The sequence below is a fragment of the Streptomyces dioscori genome (assembly GCF_003024195.1).
Classification (GTDB): Bacteria; Actinomycetota; Actinomycetes; order Streptomycetales; family Streptomycetaceae; genus Streptomyces; species Streptomyces dioscori.
In genome coordinates this window covers 195,896-213,642 of the sequence record NZ_KZ679043.1, presented here as the reverse complement: position 1 = coordinate 213,642, position 17,747 = coordinate 195,896, and the positions used below count along the sequence as shown (strand labels likewise).

Annotated in this window: 17 protein-coding genes; 5 read left to right on the top strand and 12 right to left on the bottom strand. The window is 71.5% G+C overall.

Annotated elements, in window-relative coordinates; all coding sequences use genetic code 11:
- Positions 1 to 12: 12 nt before the first annotated feature.
- The 3 genes from C6Y14_RS17275 to C6Y14_RS17260 all read right to left on the bottom strand — a co-directional run bounded on the left by C6Y14_RS17275 (position 13) and on the right by C6Y14_RS17260 (position 3,446).
- Positions 13 to 963 carry a glycoside hydrolase family 6 protein gene (locus C6Y14_RS17275; RefSeq protein ID WP_107017588.1) on the bottom strand — a complete coding sequence of 317 codons (951 nt, stop codon included), beginning with the start codon at positions 961 to 963 and terminating at the stop codon, positions 13 to 15.
- A 264-nt stretch (positions 964 to 1,227) separates the two neighbouring features.
- Positions 1,228 to 1,944, bottom strand: coding sequence for an aspartate/glutamate racemase family protein (locus tag C6Y14_RS17265; RefSeq protein ID WP_107017587.1), 717 nt, complete (start codon positions 1,942 to 1,944; stop codon positions 1,228 to 1,230).
- Positions 1,945 to 1,946: 2 nt separating this feature from the next.
- Complete coding sequence (locus C6Y14_RS17260) at positions 1,947 to 3,446, bottom strand: NCS1 family nucleobase:cation symporter-1 (protein WP_107017586.1); 1,500 nt, start codon at positions 3,444 to 3,446, stop codon at positions 1,947 to 1,949.
- 165 nt (positions 3,447 to 3,611) lie between these two features.
- Between C6Y14_RS17260 and C6Y14_RS17255 the strand changes: the two genes are divergently transcribed.
- The gene (locus tag C6Y14_RS17255) at positions 3,612 to 4,337 is read left to right on the top strand and encodes a GntR family transcriptional regulator (RefSeq protein ID WP_107017585.1); all 726 of its coding nucleotides are present in this window, start codon (positions 3,612 to 3,614) and stop codon (positions 4,335 to 4,337) included.
- A complete protein-coding gene (locus C6Y14_RS17250; protein WP_107017584.1) occupies positions 4,334 to 4,741 on the top strand; it encodes a hypothetical protein in 408 nt (135 codons plus the stop codon). Before C6Y14_RS17255 ends, C6Y14_RS17250 begins: the two co-directional genes overlap by 4 nt.
- Positions 4,742 to 4,871: 130 nt before the next feature.
- Here C6Y14_RS17250 and C6Y14_RS17245 read toward each other — a convergent pair whose 3' ends face one another.
- A complete protein-coding gene (locus C6Y14_RS17245; RefSeq protein WP_107017583.1) occupies positions 4,872 to 5,606 on the bottom strand; it encodes a uracil-DNA glycosylase in 735 nt (244 codons plus the stop codon).
- A gap of 186 nt (positions 5,607 to 5,792) precedes the next feature.
- On the opposite strand from C6Y14_RS17245, the gene C6Y14_RS17240 reads away from it, so the two are divergent.
- Positions 5,793 to 6,281, top strand: coding sequence for an RNA-binding S4 domain-containing protein (locus C6Y14_RS17240; RefSeq protein ID WP_107017582.1), 489 nt, complete (start codon positions 5,793 to 5,795; stop codon positions 6,279 to 6,281).
- Between the two features lie 103 nt (positions 6,282 to 6,384).
- Here the strand turns inward: C6Y14_RS17240 and C6Y14_RS17235 are convergent, their stop codons facing one another.
- The 7 genes from C6Y14_RS17235 to rpsA form a co-directional block, all read right to left on the bottom strand.
- Positions 6,385 to 6,849 (bottom strand): DoxX family protein, encoded by a 465-nt coding sequence (locus C6Y14_RS17235; RefSeq protein ID WP_107017581.1) that lies wholly within the window; start codon positions 6,847 to 6,849, stop codon positions 6,385 to 6,387.
- A 113-nt stretch (positions 6,850 to 6,962) separates the two neighbouring features.
- Entirely contained in the window at positions 6,963 to 7,646 is a 684-nt protein-coding gene (locus C6Y14_RS17230; RefSeq protein WP_107017822.1) for a class I SAM-dependent methyltransferase, read from the bottom strand.
- A 119-nt stretch (positions 7,647 to 7,765) separates the two neighbouring features.
- The gene (locus C6Y14_RS17225) at positions 7,766 to 8,698 is read right to left on the bottom strand and encodes an acyltransferase domain-containing protein (RefSeq protein ID WP_404828804.1); all 933 of its coding nucleotides are present in this window, start codon (positions 8,696 to 8,698) and stop codon (positions 7,766 to 7,768) included.
- A gap of 179 nt (positions 8,699 to 8,877) precedes the next feature.
- Entirely contained in the window at positions 8,878 to 9,258 is a 381-nt protein-coding gene (locus C6Y14_RS17220; RefSeq protein ID WP_107017579.1) for a tetratricopeptide repeat protein, read from the bottom strand.
- A gap of 49 nt (positions 9,259 to 9,307) precedes the next feature.
- Positions 9,308 to 9,934, bottom strand: a complete 627-nt coding sequence (gene coaE, locus C6Y14_RS17215) for a dephospho-CoA kinase (protein WP_107017821.1) — start codon at positions 9,932 to 9,934, stop codon at positions 9,308 to 9,310.
- A 137-nt stretch (positions 9,935 to 10,071) separates the two neighbouring features.
- A complete protein-coding gene (locus C6Y14_RS17210) occupies positions 10,072 to 11,010 on the bottom strand; it encodes a PAC2 family protein (RefSeq protein ID WP_107017578.1) in 939 nt (312 codons plus the stop codon).
- Between the two features lie 235 nt (positions 11,011 to 11,245).
- Entirely contained in the window at positions 11,246 to 12,763 is a 1,518-nt protein-coding gene (gene rpsA / locus C6Y14_RS17205) for a 30S ribosomal protein S1 (RefSeq protein ID WP_107017577.1), read from the bottom strand.
- Between the two features lie 403 nt (positions 12,764 to 13,166).
- Between rpsA and C6Y14_RS17200 the strand changes: the two genes are divergently transcribed.
- On the top strand, positions 13,167 to 14,000 hold the full coding sequence (locus C6Y14_RS17200) for a class I SAM-dependent methyltransferase (protein ID WP_107017576.1): 834 nt from the start codon (positions 13,167 to 13,169) through the stop codon (positions 13,998 to 14,000).
- A 66-nt stretch (positions 14,001 to 14,066) separates the two neighbouring features.
- Positions 14,067 to 16,727: an ATP-dependent RNA helicase gene (locus C6Y14_RS17195; protein ID WP_107017575.1), complete on the top strand. Its 2,661-nt coding sequence runs from the start codon at positions 14,067 to 14,069 to the stop codon at positions 16,725 to 16,727.
- A gap of 7 nt (positions 16,728 to 16,734) precedes the next feature.
- On the opposite strand, the gene C6Y14_RS17190 is transcribed toward C6Y14_RS17195, so the two are convergent.
- Positions 16,735 to 17,727, bottom strand: coding sequence for a DUF3068 domain-containing protein (locus C6Y14_RS17190; RefSeq protein ID WP_107017574.1), 993 nt, complete (start codon positions 17,725 to 17,727; stop codon positions 16,735 to 16,737).
- Between the last annotated feature and the right edge of the window lie 20 nt (positions 17,728 to 17,747).

Sequence of the window (17,747 nt, the reverse complement as noted above, 5' to 3'; positions counted from 1 at the left end):
TCGCGGCGCCGCTCACCCCCGGGCATTGCGCGCGAGCTCCAGCGCGTACGACGGCCACCACTGGCCGGCCGCCGGGCCGCCCCGGCAGGTGCCGTCCGACTCGCCCGGCCGCTTGATCCACAGATAGGCGTCGATCAGCGGCGCGCCCGTGACGGTGGTGGGCGCCACGCCCAGGGCCCGGCCCGGCGGGTTGCACCAGGAATCCGTGCCGGTCCGGGGCCCGTTGCCGTTGCGGCTGCTGTCGATCACGAAGTGCTTGCCGCCGAGAGCCGCGGACAGCTTGGCGCCGTACGCCGAACTGTCGGCATCCGTCCGGAAGTTGGAGACGTTCAGCGCGAAGCCGTCGGCGTGGGCGATGCCCGACTGCCGCAGCGGCGCGATCAGCCTCGTCGTGTCCGGGTGCCAGGCGGGGTTGCCCGCGTCGAGGTAGACACGCGTGTTCGCCTGCCGCTTGAACCGGTCGACGGCGTACGCCAGCAGCGCGTACCGCTCCTGCGGTACTACGGGGCCGCAGCCGTCCACGCTGTGCGCCACCGCGTCCGGTTCGACGATCACGTACGCGCCCCGGTCCCCGAGTCCCGCCGCGAACGCGTCGACCCACGCCCGGTACTCCGTCGCGCTCCGGGCTCCGCCGCCCGAGTAGGAGCCGCAGTCGCGGTACGGGATCCAGTAGGCGACGAGTACCGCCGTACGCCCTTCCCGTGCGGCGGCGGTGGTACGGGCCTCCACGACGGCCCGAGGCTCCGGGCCGGCCAGCCACTCGGCCTGGGGGCGGGTGGAGATGCGTTCCATCAGCAAAGCGTCGGCGGTCCGTCCCGTACGACTCCATTCGGCTGCCTGCCTGGCGGCGCCGGACTCGGGGTTCACCCAGAGGGCGGGCTCGGCTTCGGCGCCCGGACCCTCGCCGCCCCACAGACCGGAAGACACGGCCACTCCCCACGCGACCAGCCCGACAGCGAACATCCGCCTCCGGCCCCCGCTCCGGAGAGGGGGCCGGAGGCGGGAACGGGCACCGACGACTGAGGGCACGACCGACTCCGTTCCCGCCGCCGCGCTACCGGCGGCGGCTCGTCCGCGAGCGGCCGGCCGGGTGCCGGCGGCTCTCTCCCGGAGTCTGCGGTCCCCCGCGAGCCGCCACCGCGCCCGCCGCCGCCGTCGCAGCCGGAATCACTCCGACGGCGGCGCCCGTCTCCGCCGTCACTCCGACGGCGGCGCCCGTCTGCACCGTCACTCCGACGGCGGCGCCCAGATGCGCCGCTTCGGCAGCGGCTTCGCGTAGCCGCCCGCGCGGCTCGTCGTGAGTCCCAGCGACACGAGCGACTCGGCGAGCTTCACCGCGGCGCCCACCCCGTCGACGACGGGCAGCCCCAGCTTCTCCCCCACGGCCCGCTGCAGACCGGTCATCCCGGCGCACCCGAGGACCAGGACCTCGGCGCCGGCGTCCCGGGCCCGTTCGGCTGCGGCGACGAAGGCCGCTTCCGTACGCTCCCGGTCGACGAGGTCGAGCACACCGAGCCCCGTACCCACGACGGCGGCGCAGTTCCGGGCGACTCCCGCCGTGTACAGGCTGTCCTCGATCTGTCCGGCCGAGCGCTCCAGCGTGGTGACGACCCCGTACCGCCGTCCGAGCAGACACGCGAGATGGGCGGCGGCCTCGGTGATGTCGACGACGGGTACGTCCACGAGTTCCCGTACGCCCTCGCGCCCGTGTTCCCCGAAACCGGCCATGACGACGGCGTCGTACGGGCCCTCGTACGTGCGCAGGGTGTCGAGGACGGCGGCGGCCGACAGATAGCTGTCGAGCCAGCCCTCCGCGGACTCGGGGCCCCAGGCGGGGGTGAGTCCGAGCACGGTGGTGCCCGGGCCTGCGGCGGCCCGGGCACCTCGCACGATCTCCTCGGTCATCGACTGCGTCGTATTGCAGTTGGTGACGACGATCCGCACGCTCAGCCCTCCTGAGGCGCGGGAGCGGAAGCCTGGGCCGGGGCGGGACCCGTTTCCACGCTGGCGGCGCGCTCGGAGCGGCACAGCAGCGCGTACAGCCCGGCGGCCAGCGCCGTACCGATGAACCAGGAGTACGGGGCCACGTCGCTGAAGGTCTTCACCAGCGCGAGGACCGCCGAGACCGCCGCCGCGGGCAGGAACGCCCACAGGGCCTTGGGGTTGACGCCCTTGCGGTAGTAGTAGCGCGAACCGGGCTCGGCGTTGAAGAGCTCGTTCACGTCGATGCGGCCGTGCTTGACCCAGAAGTAGTCGAGCATGATCACGCCGAACAGCGGGCCGAGGAAGGCGCCCAGGCCGCCGAGGAAGTAGTTGACGACGGTGGGGTTGGAGAACAGGTTCCACGGGGTCACGACCAGCGCGGCGACCGTGCTGATCATGCCGCCGACCTTGAAGGTGATCTTCTGCGGCCAGACGTTGGCCAGGTCGTACGCGGGCGAGACGAAGTTGGCGACGATGTTGACGCCCATGGTGGCGATGGCGAAGGTCAGCGCCCCCAGGATGAGCACCCACTTGTTGCCGATCTCGGCGACGAGGTGCGCGGGGTCGGTGATGGCCTTGCCGAACACCTCGATGGAACCGGCCGTGACGATGACCGACACGATCACGAAGGCGGTCGAGTTGATCGGCAGCCCCCAGAAGTTGCCGCGCTTGACGGTCCGGTAGCTGGGCGCGAAGCGGGAGAAGTCGCAGAAGTTGAGCATCAGCGTGCCGTACGTGGCGAGGATCAGGCCGATCGCGCCGAACCACTGCCGCCACTGCTCGCCCACGGAGACCGGGTTCGGGGTCGAGGTGAGGGAGATGGTCCAGCCGGCCTTCGCGAGGATCCAGACGGCGAGGGCGATCATCACGAGCCAGATCGCGGGACCGCAGAAGTCTTGGAACTTCCGTACGGATTCCATGCCCTGGCTGATGATCAGCGCCTGGACCAGCCACAGCGAGACGAAGGACAGCCAGCCGAGCGCGTGGAGCCCGAGGAAGGAGCTGTGGGTCCAGGATTCCAGCCCCGGCCAGGCCGCGAGCAGCATGATGTTGACGGCCACGGACGCCAGATAGGTCTGGATGCCGTACCACATGATGGCGATGACGGCTCTGATCAGCGCCGGGATGTTGGCGCCCCAGACGCCGAAACTGATGCGGCTGATGACCGGGAAGGGCACGCCGTGCTGCTGTCCGATCTTCCCCATCCAGTTCATGCCGATGTAGATGAGCACGAAGCCGACGAGCAGGGACGTGAAGATCTGCCAGACGTTCATGCCGAGGACCAGCAGCCCGGCCGCGAACGTGTAGTTGCCGAGGTTGTGGACGTCGGACATCCACATGGCGAAGAGGTCGAAGACCTTCCAGTTGCGCTTGCCAGCGGGGGCGAGGTCCTCGTTGGTGAGCCGGGGATCGGGGACGAAAGCTGGTGCGCCGGTGGCTGCGGCGGGATCGGCGAGTGACACAGGGCCTCCATGAGCGTGGTCGGGGACGACGGGAGGGCTGGGGCGGCTGCAGACCGTGTTTTGGTATACCAAACTGTGGTCATGGTCCCGCTCCCGACGACATCTGGCCATGTCCGGGCGGTAACAGCTCGGTAAAACAGTCCCGGGGTCGGCGAGGATGGACGCATGACGACGGTGGAACCGCTGGGGGCGGTGCGCGAGCGGGTACTCGGCTCGCTGCGGCAGGAGATCATCGCGGGGCGGCTGCTGCCCGGCGACCGGTTGGTCGAGCGCGAGCTGGCCGAGCGGTTCGGGGTCTCCCGGGTACCGGTCCGCGAGGCGATCCGGGCGCTGGTCACCGAGGGCTTCGTCCTCTTCGAGACCCCGCGCCGCGCGGTCGTACGCCGGCTGACCCGCACGGACGTCACGGAACTCTTCGAACTCCGCGAGGCCCTTGAGGTGTACGCCACCGGGCTGGCCGCCCAGCGCGCCACCCGGGCCGACCTGGCCGAACTCGACGAGCTCCTCGACCGCGCGGCGGACGCGACCGCCGCCGACGACGCGGAGACGATCACCGACATCAACACCCGTTTCCACGACCGGATCCTGGCGACGGCCGGAAACAGCCTGCTGATCTCCGTGATGGAACCGGTCGACGGCCGCCTGCGCTGGCTCACCCGCCAGAACGAGGAGTGGCCGCAACTCCTGGCCGAACACCGGGAGCTGTACGAGGCCATCGCCTCCGGAGACCGCGAACGGGCCCGCACCCACGCCCTGGCCCACGTCCGGGCCAACCACCGCTCGACGGTGCGGCACCTCTTCGGCGACACGGACATCCCCGTCCGGTCCCCCGTCCCCACCGGTACGGATGTCGAAGGATCCGGATCCGACAGACTCGAAGGAGAAGTGTGACTGCCCGTACGGCGATCGGTGCCGCGAGGACCCGGCCCTGCACGCTCGTCGTCTGCCGCGGCTGCTGCTGCGGCGACGCGCGCAAGTACCCCGGCTACGACCACGACTGGCAACTGGACCGCCTGCGCGCCGCCGCCGACGCCTCCGGTGGCCGCCTGGCTGTCCGTACGGCGGACTGCCTCGGCCCCTGCGACCAGGCCAACATCATCGTCGTTCAGCCGTCGGGCGAGGGCCGCAGGCGGGGCGGCAAGGCCGTCTGGATCGGCTGGTCGATGGGCGACGACTGCACCGACGAGATACTCCGCTGGGCGGAATCCGGCGGCCCCGGCATCACCGCTCCCCCGGCCACCCTGGAAATGCAGTTCGTCCAGTCGGCGGGCGAACGGGACCGGGCGCGTCGGTAGCCGCGCGCCCGGGGCGGGAAGTGGGGAGTGTGGGGCGGGGCCGGGGTGGTGCGAGACTGCGGGCCGTCCGTGGCTGGGCGCGCAGTTCCCCGCGCCCCTCGGGCGGGGCGCTGCCCCGGCCCGCGCGGCCCTAGCTCGGGTACTTGGCCGTCGGCAAGCCCGCCGCCCCGGCCGCTGTACGCAGCACGTCCCTGAGCATCTCCGGGGTCAGCCGGCCGGTGAAGGTGTTGCGCTGGCTCACGTGGTAGCAGCCGAAGAGCTGGAGAGGGTGGGCCTGCGGGGCCTCGCCCTCCAGGACGACCCGTGCTCCGTGGGCGAAGGCCGGGCGGGGCCGGGGCACCTGCCAGCCCGCCCCGGTGAACGCGGGCAGCGCCGCCTGCCAGCCGAAACCGCCGAGCACGACGACCGCGCGGAGGGTGGGGGCGAGCAGCCGCAGTTCGTTCACGAGCCAGGGGCGGCAGGTGTTCCGTTCCTCTGGCGTCGGCTTGTTGGCGGGCGGCGCGCAGTGCACGGGCGACGTGACGCGGACGCCGTACAGGGCCAGCCCGTCGTCGGCGCTCTCGGACGTGGGCTGCGAGGCGAGGCCCACGTCGTGCAGCGCCGCGTACAGCACGTCCCCGGACCTGTCTCCCGTGAACATCCGGCCGGTCCGGTTCCCGCCGTGCGCCGCGGGCGCGAGCCCGATCACGAGGAGCGAGGCGTCCGGTGGTCCGAACCCCGGCACCGGGCGGCCCCAGTACGTCCAGTCCGCGAAGGCGGCCCGCTTCGTGCGGGCCACTTCCTCCCGCCAGTCGACGAGCCGCGGGCAGGCTCGGCATCCGGCGATCCGCCGGTCCAGTTCTGCCAGGCTGCGCTCCTGCTTCATGCCGCCACGCTATGCCTGGCGAGATCCCGGCTCCACGCGACGGAAAACGATTCCGGCCCCACGCCCGCCGAGGGCTAAGGTCGGACCATGGCTTCAGGGACTCGGTCGGGGACTCAGAGGAACGAGACGGGGCGGCGCGCAGATGCCGGGCCGGACGCTGCCGACGGCGCCGGTGTCGGTGTCGGTATGGACGGCGCCGGCAGTGGCGTCGATGCCACGACGGCCGCTTCCTCGACCGGCAACGCGACCGGGGACACGACCGCCGCCGTGACCGACGCCGTGGCCGCCGCGCCCGCGAACGGCGAGACCGTGCGCGTCGACAGCTGGATCTGGTCCGTCCGCCTGGTGAAGACCCGCTCCATGGGCGCCACCGCCTGCCGTGGCGGCCATGTCCGGGTGAACGGCGAACGGGTCAAGCCCGCCTACGCCGTCCGCGTCGGCGACGAGGTCCGCCTCCGGCACGCGGACCGGGAGCGGATCGTCATCGTGAAGCGCGTGATCCGCAAGCGGGTCGGGCCCCCGGTCGCCGCCGAGTGCTACGTCGACAACAGTCCCCCGCCCCCGCCCCGCGAGGCCGTCGCCCCCGCGGGCATCCGCGACCGGGGCGCGGGCCGCCCCACCAAGCGTGACCGCCGCGATCTGGAACGCCTGCGGGGTCTCGGCTCGCCCGAGTAACCCGAACAGCCATGCGCGGAGGTCGGTCGCACAGTTCCCCGCGTCCTTGGGAGATGAAAGCCGGGCTGCGCGCCGGCTTTCATCTCCCGGAGGCGCGCCCCGCTCAGGGACGCGACAAGCCGCCACCGGGCACCTGTCCCCGTCGAGCCCAGGCGATCAGTGCGAGCGGCACCATCAGGATGAGCGGGGTCGCCGCGTACTCCCCGTCGAACACGGTGAGCTGGGTGATGAACGCGCCCACCATCAGCGCGCCCAGCGACACGGCGGCCACGGAGGCCAGCACGGGTATCAGCAGCGCGATGCCGCCGGCCAGTTCGAGCAGTCCGATGGTGTACATCCCGGCGCTGCCCCAGCCGATCTCGTCGAACGACTCGACCGCCGAGGAGTGCGCGACGAGCTTGGGCAGGGCGCTCGCGACCACGTAGAAGAGCGCGAGCAGGATCTGCAGCCCCTTCAGGGCGAGGCGGGCGCGGCGCCCACGGGCGGTCGCCGACTCGGCGACGACCGGGACGGACGCGACGACCGGGGCGGAGGCGGCAGGGGCGGTGGAGGCGGTGGTCTCGGACATGGGGTTCTCCTGGGAATCCGGGTGCAACGGCTCGCGCTGCTGTCACAGAGGTAGACCGACCCGCCTTCCGAAACTCATCGCCCCACGACAACTCGGCCCGGAGACCGGGAAGGTCACGCCTCCACCGGCACCGCCCTCACCCACACCCGGTCCTCCGTGAGATGCCGGTCGACGCGCAGCCCCGCCTCTCCCAGCGCCGCCTCGAACTGCTCCTTGCTGAGGGGCCTGGCGAGGAACGTCTGCGTCCACACCGCGTCCGGGAACACATACTCCGCCCGCACCGAGTTGACCCCGTCCCCCACCGGCTCCGCGGACAGCATCCGGATCGTGAACCCGCTCGGATCGAGCCGCTCGCGCGGCAGGTCGGTGTGGTAGTTCTCGCCTTCGCGCTGGATCAGCACGCAGCCGCCTTCCGCGACATGGCTCCGGCACACCTCCAGCATTCCGCGCCGCACCTCCACGTCCCCGGCGTGCACGAGGAACGACGCGAGCATCACCACGTCGAACCTCTCGCCCAGGTCGAGCGTCTCGATGGCGCTGCGTATCGTGCGCGCCCCTCGCACCCGCTCCAGCATCTCGGCGGACTCGTCCACGGCCGTCACCGTGAAACCCCGCTCCAGGAGCGGATGGGTCATACGCCCCACTCCACTGCCCAGTTCGAGGATGTGTGCCCCCGCCGGCACGGCCGAGGCGATGATGTCCGGCTCGTCCCCGACGGACAGCCGCGTATACAGCTCCACCGCGCAGCCGTCCGGCGTGATGGCGCCGGGCCCCGTCCCTTCGTACCCCTCACGCATCTCGATCGTCATACCCGCCCAACGGCCCACGCCCGCAAGCTCGTTCCCCTACCCGCCCATCTCACCCGTTCGAGTGAGCCGCGCTCGGGACACGGGGCTGGGGGCCGCCGGGCCGACGGTCAGAGCGCGAACCACCCGTGGCCGCCGTACCAGTGACCGCCGGCCCGCAGATGGTCCCCCACCGCCCGCTCCACACCGGTCCGCCGCGGCAGGTCCGCCGCGGGAAGCTCGGGGTCGCCGAAGACGAACGCGACGGGTGCCTTGTCGTCGGCCTTGGTCTCCTCGCAGGCGACGTGGAACCGCTCCTGGAAGCGCACGATGTTCGAGCCGGCGGGCAGATACCGCGTCAACTGCCCGTCGAGCAGCCAGGAGTGGCAGACCGCCACCGCGTGGTGCTCCTCCGGGTAGTGGCGCGCGAAGAACTCCCGCGCCAGGTCCAGCGACCGGTCGCAGGCCTCCGGTGACAGCGGCCCCCGGAAGTCGGCGATGTGCAGACTCAGACAGGGCTCACCGGGCCCTGTGGCGAGCCCCGCGTCCGCCGCCGCCTGCCCGGTGCGTCCGCCCAGCCGGGCACGCTGGAACTGCAGCCGCCCCAGCTGGTACAGCTCCCCGTGGAAGTGCAGCCCGATCCACCACGGCACCAGCAGCCCCGTCGTACCGGTCCGCCGCCGGTGCACGGCCAGGTTCCGGCCCAGGTCCGCGAGGGTGCGCCGGGACACGTCCGCCGGGATGTCCCGCTGCCGGTGGTAGGCACGCACATACGGCAGCGCGGCGATGAAGACGAACACCTGGAAGGTACGGCCCAGCGCCCCGGTGGACTCCGGGAACGCAGGCGGTTCCCAGCCCCCGCCGATCTCCCCCATGTCGCGTACGAACCGGTCGACGCACAGCCCGAGCAGCGTCAACGCCTCCGGGTCCGCCGCCAGCCGGGCGCGCAGTGCGACCAGTTCGTTGACGCACTCGTGCGGTATCGCCAGGTCGAGCAGGACGTCCGGCAGCTCGACCGCGTCGGGAAGGACCGCCTCCGTACGCGGTGCGCCGCCGCTCTCCAGGTCCCTCAGCCATCCGGCGAGCTTCTCGTCCGCCCGCAGCTCCTCCACCAGCACAGCCGCTCCCCGTCCGCTCGCTCGCCCGCCCCAGGTGAAATGTGCACTACGAAGAGTACGTTTTTCCGGGAGCAGAGGTGATCCCTGTGCGTACGGGCAGTGAACCGATCGGAAGCGGCCCCGCCTCAGGAGTCGAACCGTGCCGCTGCCAGGTACTCCGGCTGCGGGTCCAGCGCCGCCGCGAGCCGGAAGTGGCGCTTGGCCTGCGCCGGCTGCCCGGACCGCTCGTAGGTGCGGGCGAGCGCGAAGTGCGCGAACGCGTTGTCCGGTTCGCGCTCCAGCACGATGGTGAACTCCAGCTCGGCGGGGCGCAGCTGCGCCGCGGCGAAGAAGGCACGCGCGCGCAGCAGCCGTGCGGCCGTGTTCTCCGGGTACGCGGCGATGACGTTGTCGAGCAGCTTCACCGCGCCCCTGGGGTCCCGTGCGGCGAGCAGCTGCTCGGCGGCACGGAAGTCGATGACATGCGTCTCCGGAGTACGTCCGGCGAATCCGCTGGTCTCGGGCACGGCACATTCCTTCCCTCGCTGCGGGGAGTCAACGCCTGGCGGACACCCACTATTCCGAGGACGCCTGCTGCTCCCCGGCCGGCCGGGCCCGTCGCTCCAGGTCCGCCCACACGTCCCGTACCCGTCGCCGCAGGTCTTCCAGGGGCACGTCGTTGTCGATGACGACGTCGGCGATCTCCCGGCGCTCCTCGCGGGTGGCCTGGGCCGCCATACGCGCGCGGGCGTCCTCCTCGGTCATACCGCGCAGCCGGACGAGCCGGTCGAGCTGTGTCTCCGTACCGGCGTCGACCACGATCACAAGGTCGTACAGCTTCGCGAGGCCGTTCTCCGTCAGCAGGGGGACGTCGTGCACGACCACGGAGTCCGCCGAGACGGCCTCTTCGAGCTCGCGGGAGCGGGCGCCCACCAGGGGGTGCACGATCGAGTTCAGCACGGCGAGCCGGTCCGGGTCCGCGAAGACGATGGAACCGAGCTTCGGCCGGTCGAGGGTGCCGTCCGCGGTGAGCACTTCCTTACCGAAGGCGTCGACGACGGCCGCCAGCCCGGGTGTTCCCGGCGCGACGACCTCCCGCGCGATCCTGTCGGCGTCGATCAGCACGGCCCCGTGCTCCACGAGCAGCCGCGACACCTCACTCTTACCGGCCCCGATCCCACCGGTCAGCCCCACCTTCAACATGCCCAGCAGCATAAGCCCGGGCGCCTTTCAGGGGCGCGGGGAACTGCGCGACCAGCCCCCACCGGCCCGCACCCAAAAACAACCCCCCGCCCCGCCCCTCGCGGAGCGACACCACGTAGCCGCTCACAAAGAGCGAGCTACGCATCACCTTCGCGCTCGGCGAGGAACTTCTCGAACTCCATCCCGATCTCGTCCGCGGACGGAATGTCCACCGGCTCGGCCAGCATGTTGCCCCGCGTCTCGGCGCCCGCGGCGGCGTCGTACTGGTGCTCAAGTCCCTGGACCAGGGCGACGAGTTCCTCGTCGCCCTCCTGGATCTGCCGGTCGATCTCCGTCTGCGTACGGTGCGCCTCGGTACGCAGCCCGTGCGCGATGCCCGGCAGGACCAGGCCGGTCGCGGCGGTGATCGACTCCATGACCGTCAGCGCGGCGTCCGGGTACGGGGAGCGGGCGATGTAGTGGGGCACGTGCGCGGCGACTCCGAGGACGTCGTGTCCGGCCTCCATGAGGCGGTACTCGACCAGGGACGCGGCGCTGCCGGGCACCTGGGCCTCGTCGAAGGGACTGCGGTGGCCGGGGACGAGGTCCGTGCGGTTGCCGTGCGGGGTGAGGCCCACGGGGCGGGTGTGCGGGACGCCCATGGGGATGCCGTGGAAGTTCACGGACAGCCGGACGCCGAGGCGCTCCACGATCTGCTGGACGGCTGCGGCGAAGCGCTCCCACTCCACGTCCGGTTCGGGCCCGGAGAGCAGCAGGAAGGGCGCGCCGGTGGCGTCCTGGACGAGCCGCACGTCCAGCGTGGGCTCCTCGTAGTCGGCCCAGCGGTCGCGCTTGAACGTCAGCAGCGGGCGGCGGGCGCGGTAGTCCACGAGCCGGTCGTGGTCGAAGCGCGCGACGACCTGGTGGGGCAGCGAGTCGAGTACCCGGTCGACGATCTGGTCGCCGGTCTCGCCCGCGTCGATGTATCCGTCGAAGTGGTAGAGCATGACAAGACCGGCCGACTCCTGGGCGAGTGCCACGTCGACCACGGCCAGGCCCTTCGGCTCCCATGCGTACAAACCCTGCGGATCAAGCACTGTGACCGCTCCTCCTCGTGTTCCTAATCGACAACACGAGCCGGGAGATGGGCATTCCCGGTTCACGCCGCTTCGCTGCGCGTCTTGCCGGCTTCTCATGCCCACGGCATGAGGGCGTCGGCACCGGCTGCCGGTGCCGACGCACCGCGGGCCCGCACCCGGACGCACCGCGGGCCCGCACCCAAGGAGGGTGCGGGCCCGCGGATACCAGCTAGCTACCGCTGGCGGTGAGCTTTCAGCTCTGGCCGCCGGCGAGCTTCTCGCGCAGAGCCGCCAGGGCCTCGTCCGACGCCAGGGCGCCGGAGTTGTCGTCCGACTCCGAGGAGTACGAACCGCCACCGCCGCCACCGCTGCCGCCGGAGGCGGCCGGAGCCGCACCGGGGGTGGCGACACCCTCGGCCTCGGCCTGGGCGTCCGCCTCGCGGGACTTGATGACCTGAGCCTGGTGCTGCTCGAAGCGCGTCTGCGCCTCGGCGTACTGGTTCTCCCACACCTCACGCTGGGACTCGTAACCTTCGAGCCAGTCGTTGGTCTCGGGGTCGAAGCCCTCGGGGTAGATGTAGTTGCCCTGGTCGTCGTACGACGCGGCCATGCCGTACAGCGTCGGGTCGAACTCGACCGAGGCCGGGTCGGCGCCGAAGGACTCGTTGGCCTGCTTCAGCGAGAGGCTGATGCGACGGCGCTCAAGGTCGATGTCGATGACCTTGACGAAGATCTCGTCGTTGACCTGGACGACCTGCTCCGGGATCTCCACGTGGCGCTCGGCCAGCTCGGAGATGTGCACCAGACCCTCGATGCCCTCGTCCACGCGGACGAACGCACCGAACGGAACCAGCTTCGTGACCTTTCCGGGCACGACCTGGCCGATCTGGTGGGTGCGGGCGAACTGCTGCCACGGGTCTTCCTGCGTCGCCTTCAGCGACAGGGAGACACGCTCGCGGTCCATGTCCACGTCGAGGACCTCGACGGTGACTTCCTGGCCGACCTCGACAACCTCGGAGGGGTGGTCGATGTGCTTCCAGGAGAGCTCCGAGACGTGCACCAGGCCGTCGACGCCACCCAGGTCCACGAAGGCACCGAAGTTGACGATCGAGGAGACGACGCCGGAACGGACCTGACCCTTCTGGAGGGTGGTGAGGAACGTCTGGCGGACCTCGGACTGGGTCTGCTCCAGCCAGGCACGGCGGGACAGGACCACGTTGTTGCGGTTCTTGTCCAGCTCGATGATCTTGGCTTCGAGCTCCTTGCCCACGTAGGGCTGGAGGTCACGGACACGGCGCATCTCGACGAGAGATGCCGGCAGGAAGCCACGGAGGCCGATGTCAAGGATGAGTCCACCCTTGACGACCTCGATGACGGTGCCGGTGACGATGCCGTCCTCTTCCTTGATCTTCTCGATGGTGCCCCAGGCGCGCTCGTACTGGGCGCGCTTCTTCGAGAGGATCAGGCGGCCTTCCTTGTCCTCCTTCTGGAGAACAAGGGCTTCGATCTCGTCGCCGACCTTGACGACCTCGTTCGGGTCGACGTCGTGCTTGATCGAGAGCTCGCGGCTCGGGATGACACCTTCGGTCTTGTAACCGATGTCGAGCAGGACCTCGTCCCGGTCGACCTTCACGATGACGCCATCGACGATGTCGCCGTCGTTGAAGTACTTGATCGTCTCGTCGATCGCGGCGAGGAAGGCTTCCTCGTTGCCGATGTCGTTGACCGCTACCTGCGGCGTGGTAGAGGTGGTCTCGGTGCTGCTCGTCATGTGGGAAAGGGCTCCGGTACGGACAGTGAGTCGTAGGTACTGCTTACGCCGGGAGCCCGTTTCGCTCTGAAGAAGGCCGGACAGCCAAGGAAGCGCCGAATCCGGGCCGTGTTCGATGAGAACACTCGCCGGTGGCGCCTCGAAAACCGAGGGGACATACGACAGATGCGAGCGCAGCCTGCTACGTCTGAGGAGCGCAGGCCCGCAGCGCAACTTGTAGCATACGGGGGCAGCCGGACAGGGTCAATGCGCGAAGGCGCACACCCGGGGCGGATCGCCGCATACCCGGCACAGGACCCACGCGGCGGCAGCCGTACATCAGGCAACGCCACGGGGTCACGCGGATTCCGTGGTGCCACTTTCGTGACCGCCGCCCTGACGGACCGCACGGAAGTGACCGCACATTAATACGAGGGAGCCGATCATCCAAGAGCCCGAACCGTCCGAGCCCGAGGCGACCCGACGCGCGGCGGGGGGCTCCGAGAGCTCCCGTGCCAATCGCGGCTGGTGGGACCGGAACGCGGACGACTACCAGGTCGAGCACGGCACGTTCCTCGGCGACGACCGTTTCGTGTGGTGCCCCGAGGGTCTCGACGAGATCGAGGCCGAGCTGCTGGGTCCGATGGAGGACCTGAAGGACAAGGACGTCCTGGAGATCGGCGCGGGGGCCGCGCAGTGCTCGCGCTGGCTGGCCGCCCAGGGGGCCCGTCCGGTCGCCCTGGACCTCTCGCACCGGCAGCTCCAGCACGCGCTGCGGATCGGCGCCGACACCGTCCGGCTCGTGGAGGCGGACGCCACGGCGCTGCCCTTCGCGGACGGCTCCTTCGACCTCGCGTGCTCCGCGTACGGGGCGCTGCCCTTCGTCGCCGAGCCCGTGACGGTCCTGCGGGAGGTGCGCCGGGTGCTGCGGCCGGGCGGCCGGTTCGTCTTCTCCGTCACGCATCCGGTCCGCTGGGCCTTCCCCGACGAGCCGGGACCCGAGGGGCTGAGCGTGGCCTCCTCGTACTTCGACCGCACGCCGTACGTCGAACAGGACGACGACGGGAACGCGGTGTACGTCGAGCACCACAGGACGGTCGGCGACCGCGTCCGGGACGTCGTGGCGGGCGGTTTCCGGCTGGTCGACCTGGTCGAGCCCGAGTGGCCCGCCTGGAACACCCAGGAGTGGGGCGGCTGGTCGCCCCTCCGGGGAAATCTGATCCCGGGCACGGCGATCTTCGTGTGCGAGCGAAGCTAGACGGGACACCCCCGGCCGGAGGCCGGGGGAGACTGAGCGGGTGACCCGTACCGAGCATGTGATCGTGTGATCCGTCATGACGCCCTGGACTCGCTGCCCGTACGCGGCGCGCTGCCCGGTCTGAGGGACGCCCTTGAGGACCGGGGCGCGGCGGTGCTCGTCGCGCCGCCCGGCACGGGCAAGACGACCCTCGTGCCGCTGGTGCTCGCCGGGCTCGTCGGCGACGAGCCGGCGCGGCGGGTCGTGGTGGCCGAGCCGCGGCGGATCGCGGCACGGGCCGCCGCGCGTCGGATGGCGTGGCTGCTCGGCGAGAAGGTCGGGGAGAGCGTCGGATTCACCGTCCGCGGGGAGCGGGTGGTCGGGCCACGCGCGCGCGTGGAGGTCGTCACGACCGGGGTGCTGCTGCAACGGCTGCAGCGGGACCCGGAGCTGGCGGGCGTCGACGTGGTCGTGCTCGACGAGTGCCACGAACGCCATCTGGACGCGGACACGGCGGGGGCGTTCCTGCTGGACGTCCGGGCCGCGCTCCGCCCCGAGCTGCGGCTGGTGGCCGCTTCGGCGACGACCGACGCCGAGGGCTGGGCCCGGCTGCTGGGCGATGTGCCCGTGGTCGAGGCGGCGGGCGTCTCCCATCCGGTAGAGGTGGTGTGGGCGCCGTCCGTACGCCCTGTGCGGCCACCCCATGGGATGCGGGTGGATCCTGTGTTGCTGACCCATGTGGCGTCGGTGGTGCGCCGGGCACTCTCCGAGCGCGACGGGGACGTCCTGTGCTTCCTCCCCGGGGTCGGGGAGATCGCGCGGGTCGCCGGGCAGCTCGGCGGACTCGGCGATGTCGAGGTGCTGCAGGTGCACGGGCGGGCGCCGATGGCCGTGCAGGACGCGGTGCTGTCCGGCGGTACGCGGCGCCGGGTCGTCCTCGCCACGTCGGTGGCCGAGTCGTCGCTGACCGTTCCGGGGGTGCGCGTGGTCGTGGACTCCGGGCTGGCGCGCGAGCCGAGGGTGGACCACGCGCGCGGCCTGAGCGCGCTGACGACCGTACGGGCCTCGCAGGCCGCCGGGAGGCAGCGGGCCGGGCGGGCGGGGCGTGAGGCTCCGGGGACGGTGTACCGGTGCTGGACGGAGGCGGAGGACGGGCGTCTGCCGCGTTTCCCCTCGCCGGAGATCAAGGTGGCCGACCTGACGGCGTTCTCCCTCCAGGCGGCCTGCTGGGGCGATCCCGACGCCTCGGGGCTGTCTCTCCTGGACCCGCCGCCGGCGGGCGCCATGGCGGCCGCGCGGAGCGTCCTGGCGGCCGTCGGCGCGGTGGGGTCGGACGGGCGTCCGACGGATCGCGGTGTACGGATGTCGCGGCTCGGGGTGCATCCGCGGCTGGGGCGGGCGCTGCTGGACGCGGCGGACGCCGTCGGTGCGGAGCGGGCGGCCGAGGTGGTCGCGCTGCTCAGCGAGGAGCCGCCGCGGTCGTACGGGGACGACCTCGCCGCCGCGTTGCGGGCCGCGCGTCGTGGGGGTGACGCGTATGCCGGGCAGTGGCGGGCGGAGGTTCGGCGGCTGCGGGCCGCGGTCCCGTCCCGGGCTGCGCCCGTCGCGGCGGGAGGGTCCGTCGACGGCCGCGGGTCCGCCGTGGCCGGTCGCGCCGTTCCTCGCGCCCCTGGCGGGGACGCGTCTGTCGACGGGTGCGGGTCCGTCGTGGCTGAGCGCGCCGTTCCCCGCGCCCCTTTCGGGGCGCCCGGCGCTGGGGCGAGGGGCATCGGCGACGACCATGCTGCCGGGCTCGTTGCTGCGCTTGCTTTTCCTGAGCGGCTTGCTCGGCGGCAAGGGGGGTCCTTTCTCATGGTGTCCGGTACCCGTGCCGAGGTCGGGGAGGGCAGTGGGCTGCGGGATGCCTCCTGGATCGCCGTTGCGGTCGCCGACCGGCCGGTGGGCGCGGGGCACGCGCGCGTGCGGCTCGGGGCCGTGGTCGACGAGGAGGTCGCACGCGAGGCGGCCGGAGCCCTGTACGCGGAGGGCGACGAGGTCCGCTGGGACGGCGGGGACGTCGTCGCGCGCCGGGTCCGGCGGCTGGGAGCCGTGGAGCTGGCGGTACGGCCGTTGCGCGCCCCCGATCCCGCACTCGTACGGGAGGCGTTGCTCGAAGGGCTGGCGGCCGAGGGGTTCGGGCTGTTGCGGTGGTCCCGGGACGCCGGGGTGCTGCGGCAGCGGCTCGGATTCCTGTACCGGCAGGTCGGCACCCCCTGGCCCGACGTGTCGGACGACGCGCTCCACGCGCGCGTGGACGAGTGGCTGGAACCGGAGCTGGGCCGGGCACGGCGGAGGGCCGATCTGGAGCGCATCCAGGCCGGGCAGGCACTGGGCCGCCTGCTGCCGTGGGCGTCCGGGGCGGCGGCCCGGTTCGACGAGCTGGCGCCGGAACGGTTCGAGGTGCCGAGCGGGTCCAGGATCCGGATCGACTACGCGGATCCCGAGCGCCCGGTGCTCGCGGTGAAGCTGCAGGAGATGTTCGGGGCACAGGAGTCGCCGACGGTCGCGGGAGTGCCCGTACAGGTGCATCTTCTGTCGCCCGCGGGGCGCCCGGCCGCCGTCACCTCGGACCTCGCGTCCTTCTGGAAGGACGGCTACCGGAGCGTACGGGCGGAGTTGCGCGGGCGGTATCCGAAGCATCCCTGGCCCGAGGACCCGGCGGGCGCACGGCCGACCCGGCACACGACCGCCCGCAGCAACAGACCCTGAACCCGCCTCAGGCGCTCAGCGGTTCCGGTTCCCGGCTCTGCGTCGGTGACGGGTCGCCGGGGCGGCGGCTGCGGGCCTCCAGGTAGAGGGAGAGGGCCAGGAGTCCGACGCCCAGGACGAGGAAGCCCCAGGGCAGGTACGAGGACATCAGCGCGACGAGGAGCCGCTGGGACTTGACCAGGTCGACGGTCGAGCGGATGTAGTCCTCACGCATTTTTACGTGTCCGGCGAAGGCGGTCACCTTGTCCCGGTCGCCCAGGAGGGTGCCGCCGCGCAGCTCCTCCCGGTGGATCTCCTCTCCGTAGACGGGTGCTCCGGTGACGGGTTCGACCCAGAACTTGCGGACCGTGGTGTACCAGCGGGTCGTGCCCGTCTTTGCGACCGACTCCGCGGTGATGCCTTCGACGGGCATGACCTTCGGGAAGGGCACCTTGGTCCAGGGGATGGTCTGCTCGAAGTAGTAGACGTCGACGCCTCGGAAGTTCTGTGTGCCCTTGTAGTGGATGGGTTCGGTGATCCGGGCCTGCGCGTCGAAGTACTCGTAGTCCCTCTTCTCCGTGAGGAAGGGCCATTTGAACTCGATGCCCTCGCGCCGGACGGGGTCGCCGTCGACGCTCTCGCCGGTGGCGTGGACGGGTTCCTGGGTGTGCGCGTCGAAGATGTACCGCTCGGGGATCCGGGAGACCATCTCGCCGTCGGGGCCCTGGACGTAGGAGAGGCCGTCCCAGACGACGACATCGCGGTTCGCGGTCCGTTCGATCCTCTCGGAGGCCTCGACGTTGCCCTTGAGGGTCTGCACGACGGTGACTTTGTCGACCTTCTTGGCCGTCATCGAGCCGTAGTCGAGGAGGGTCGCGTCCTTCGCCTCCAGGACCATGTCCTGGTACTGGTCGGCAGGGACCTTGGCCACGCGCGGGAAGGCGTACCAGCGCAGCAGCGGGGACAGCGCCGCGAAGAACACGGCGAGGGCGAGCAGGATCAGGCTGGCCTTGCGGCGCATCTCGGCGGCCCTCCCTGTGC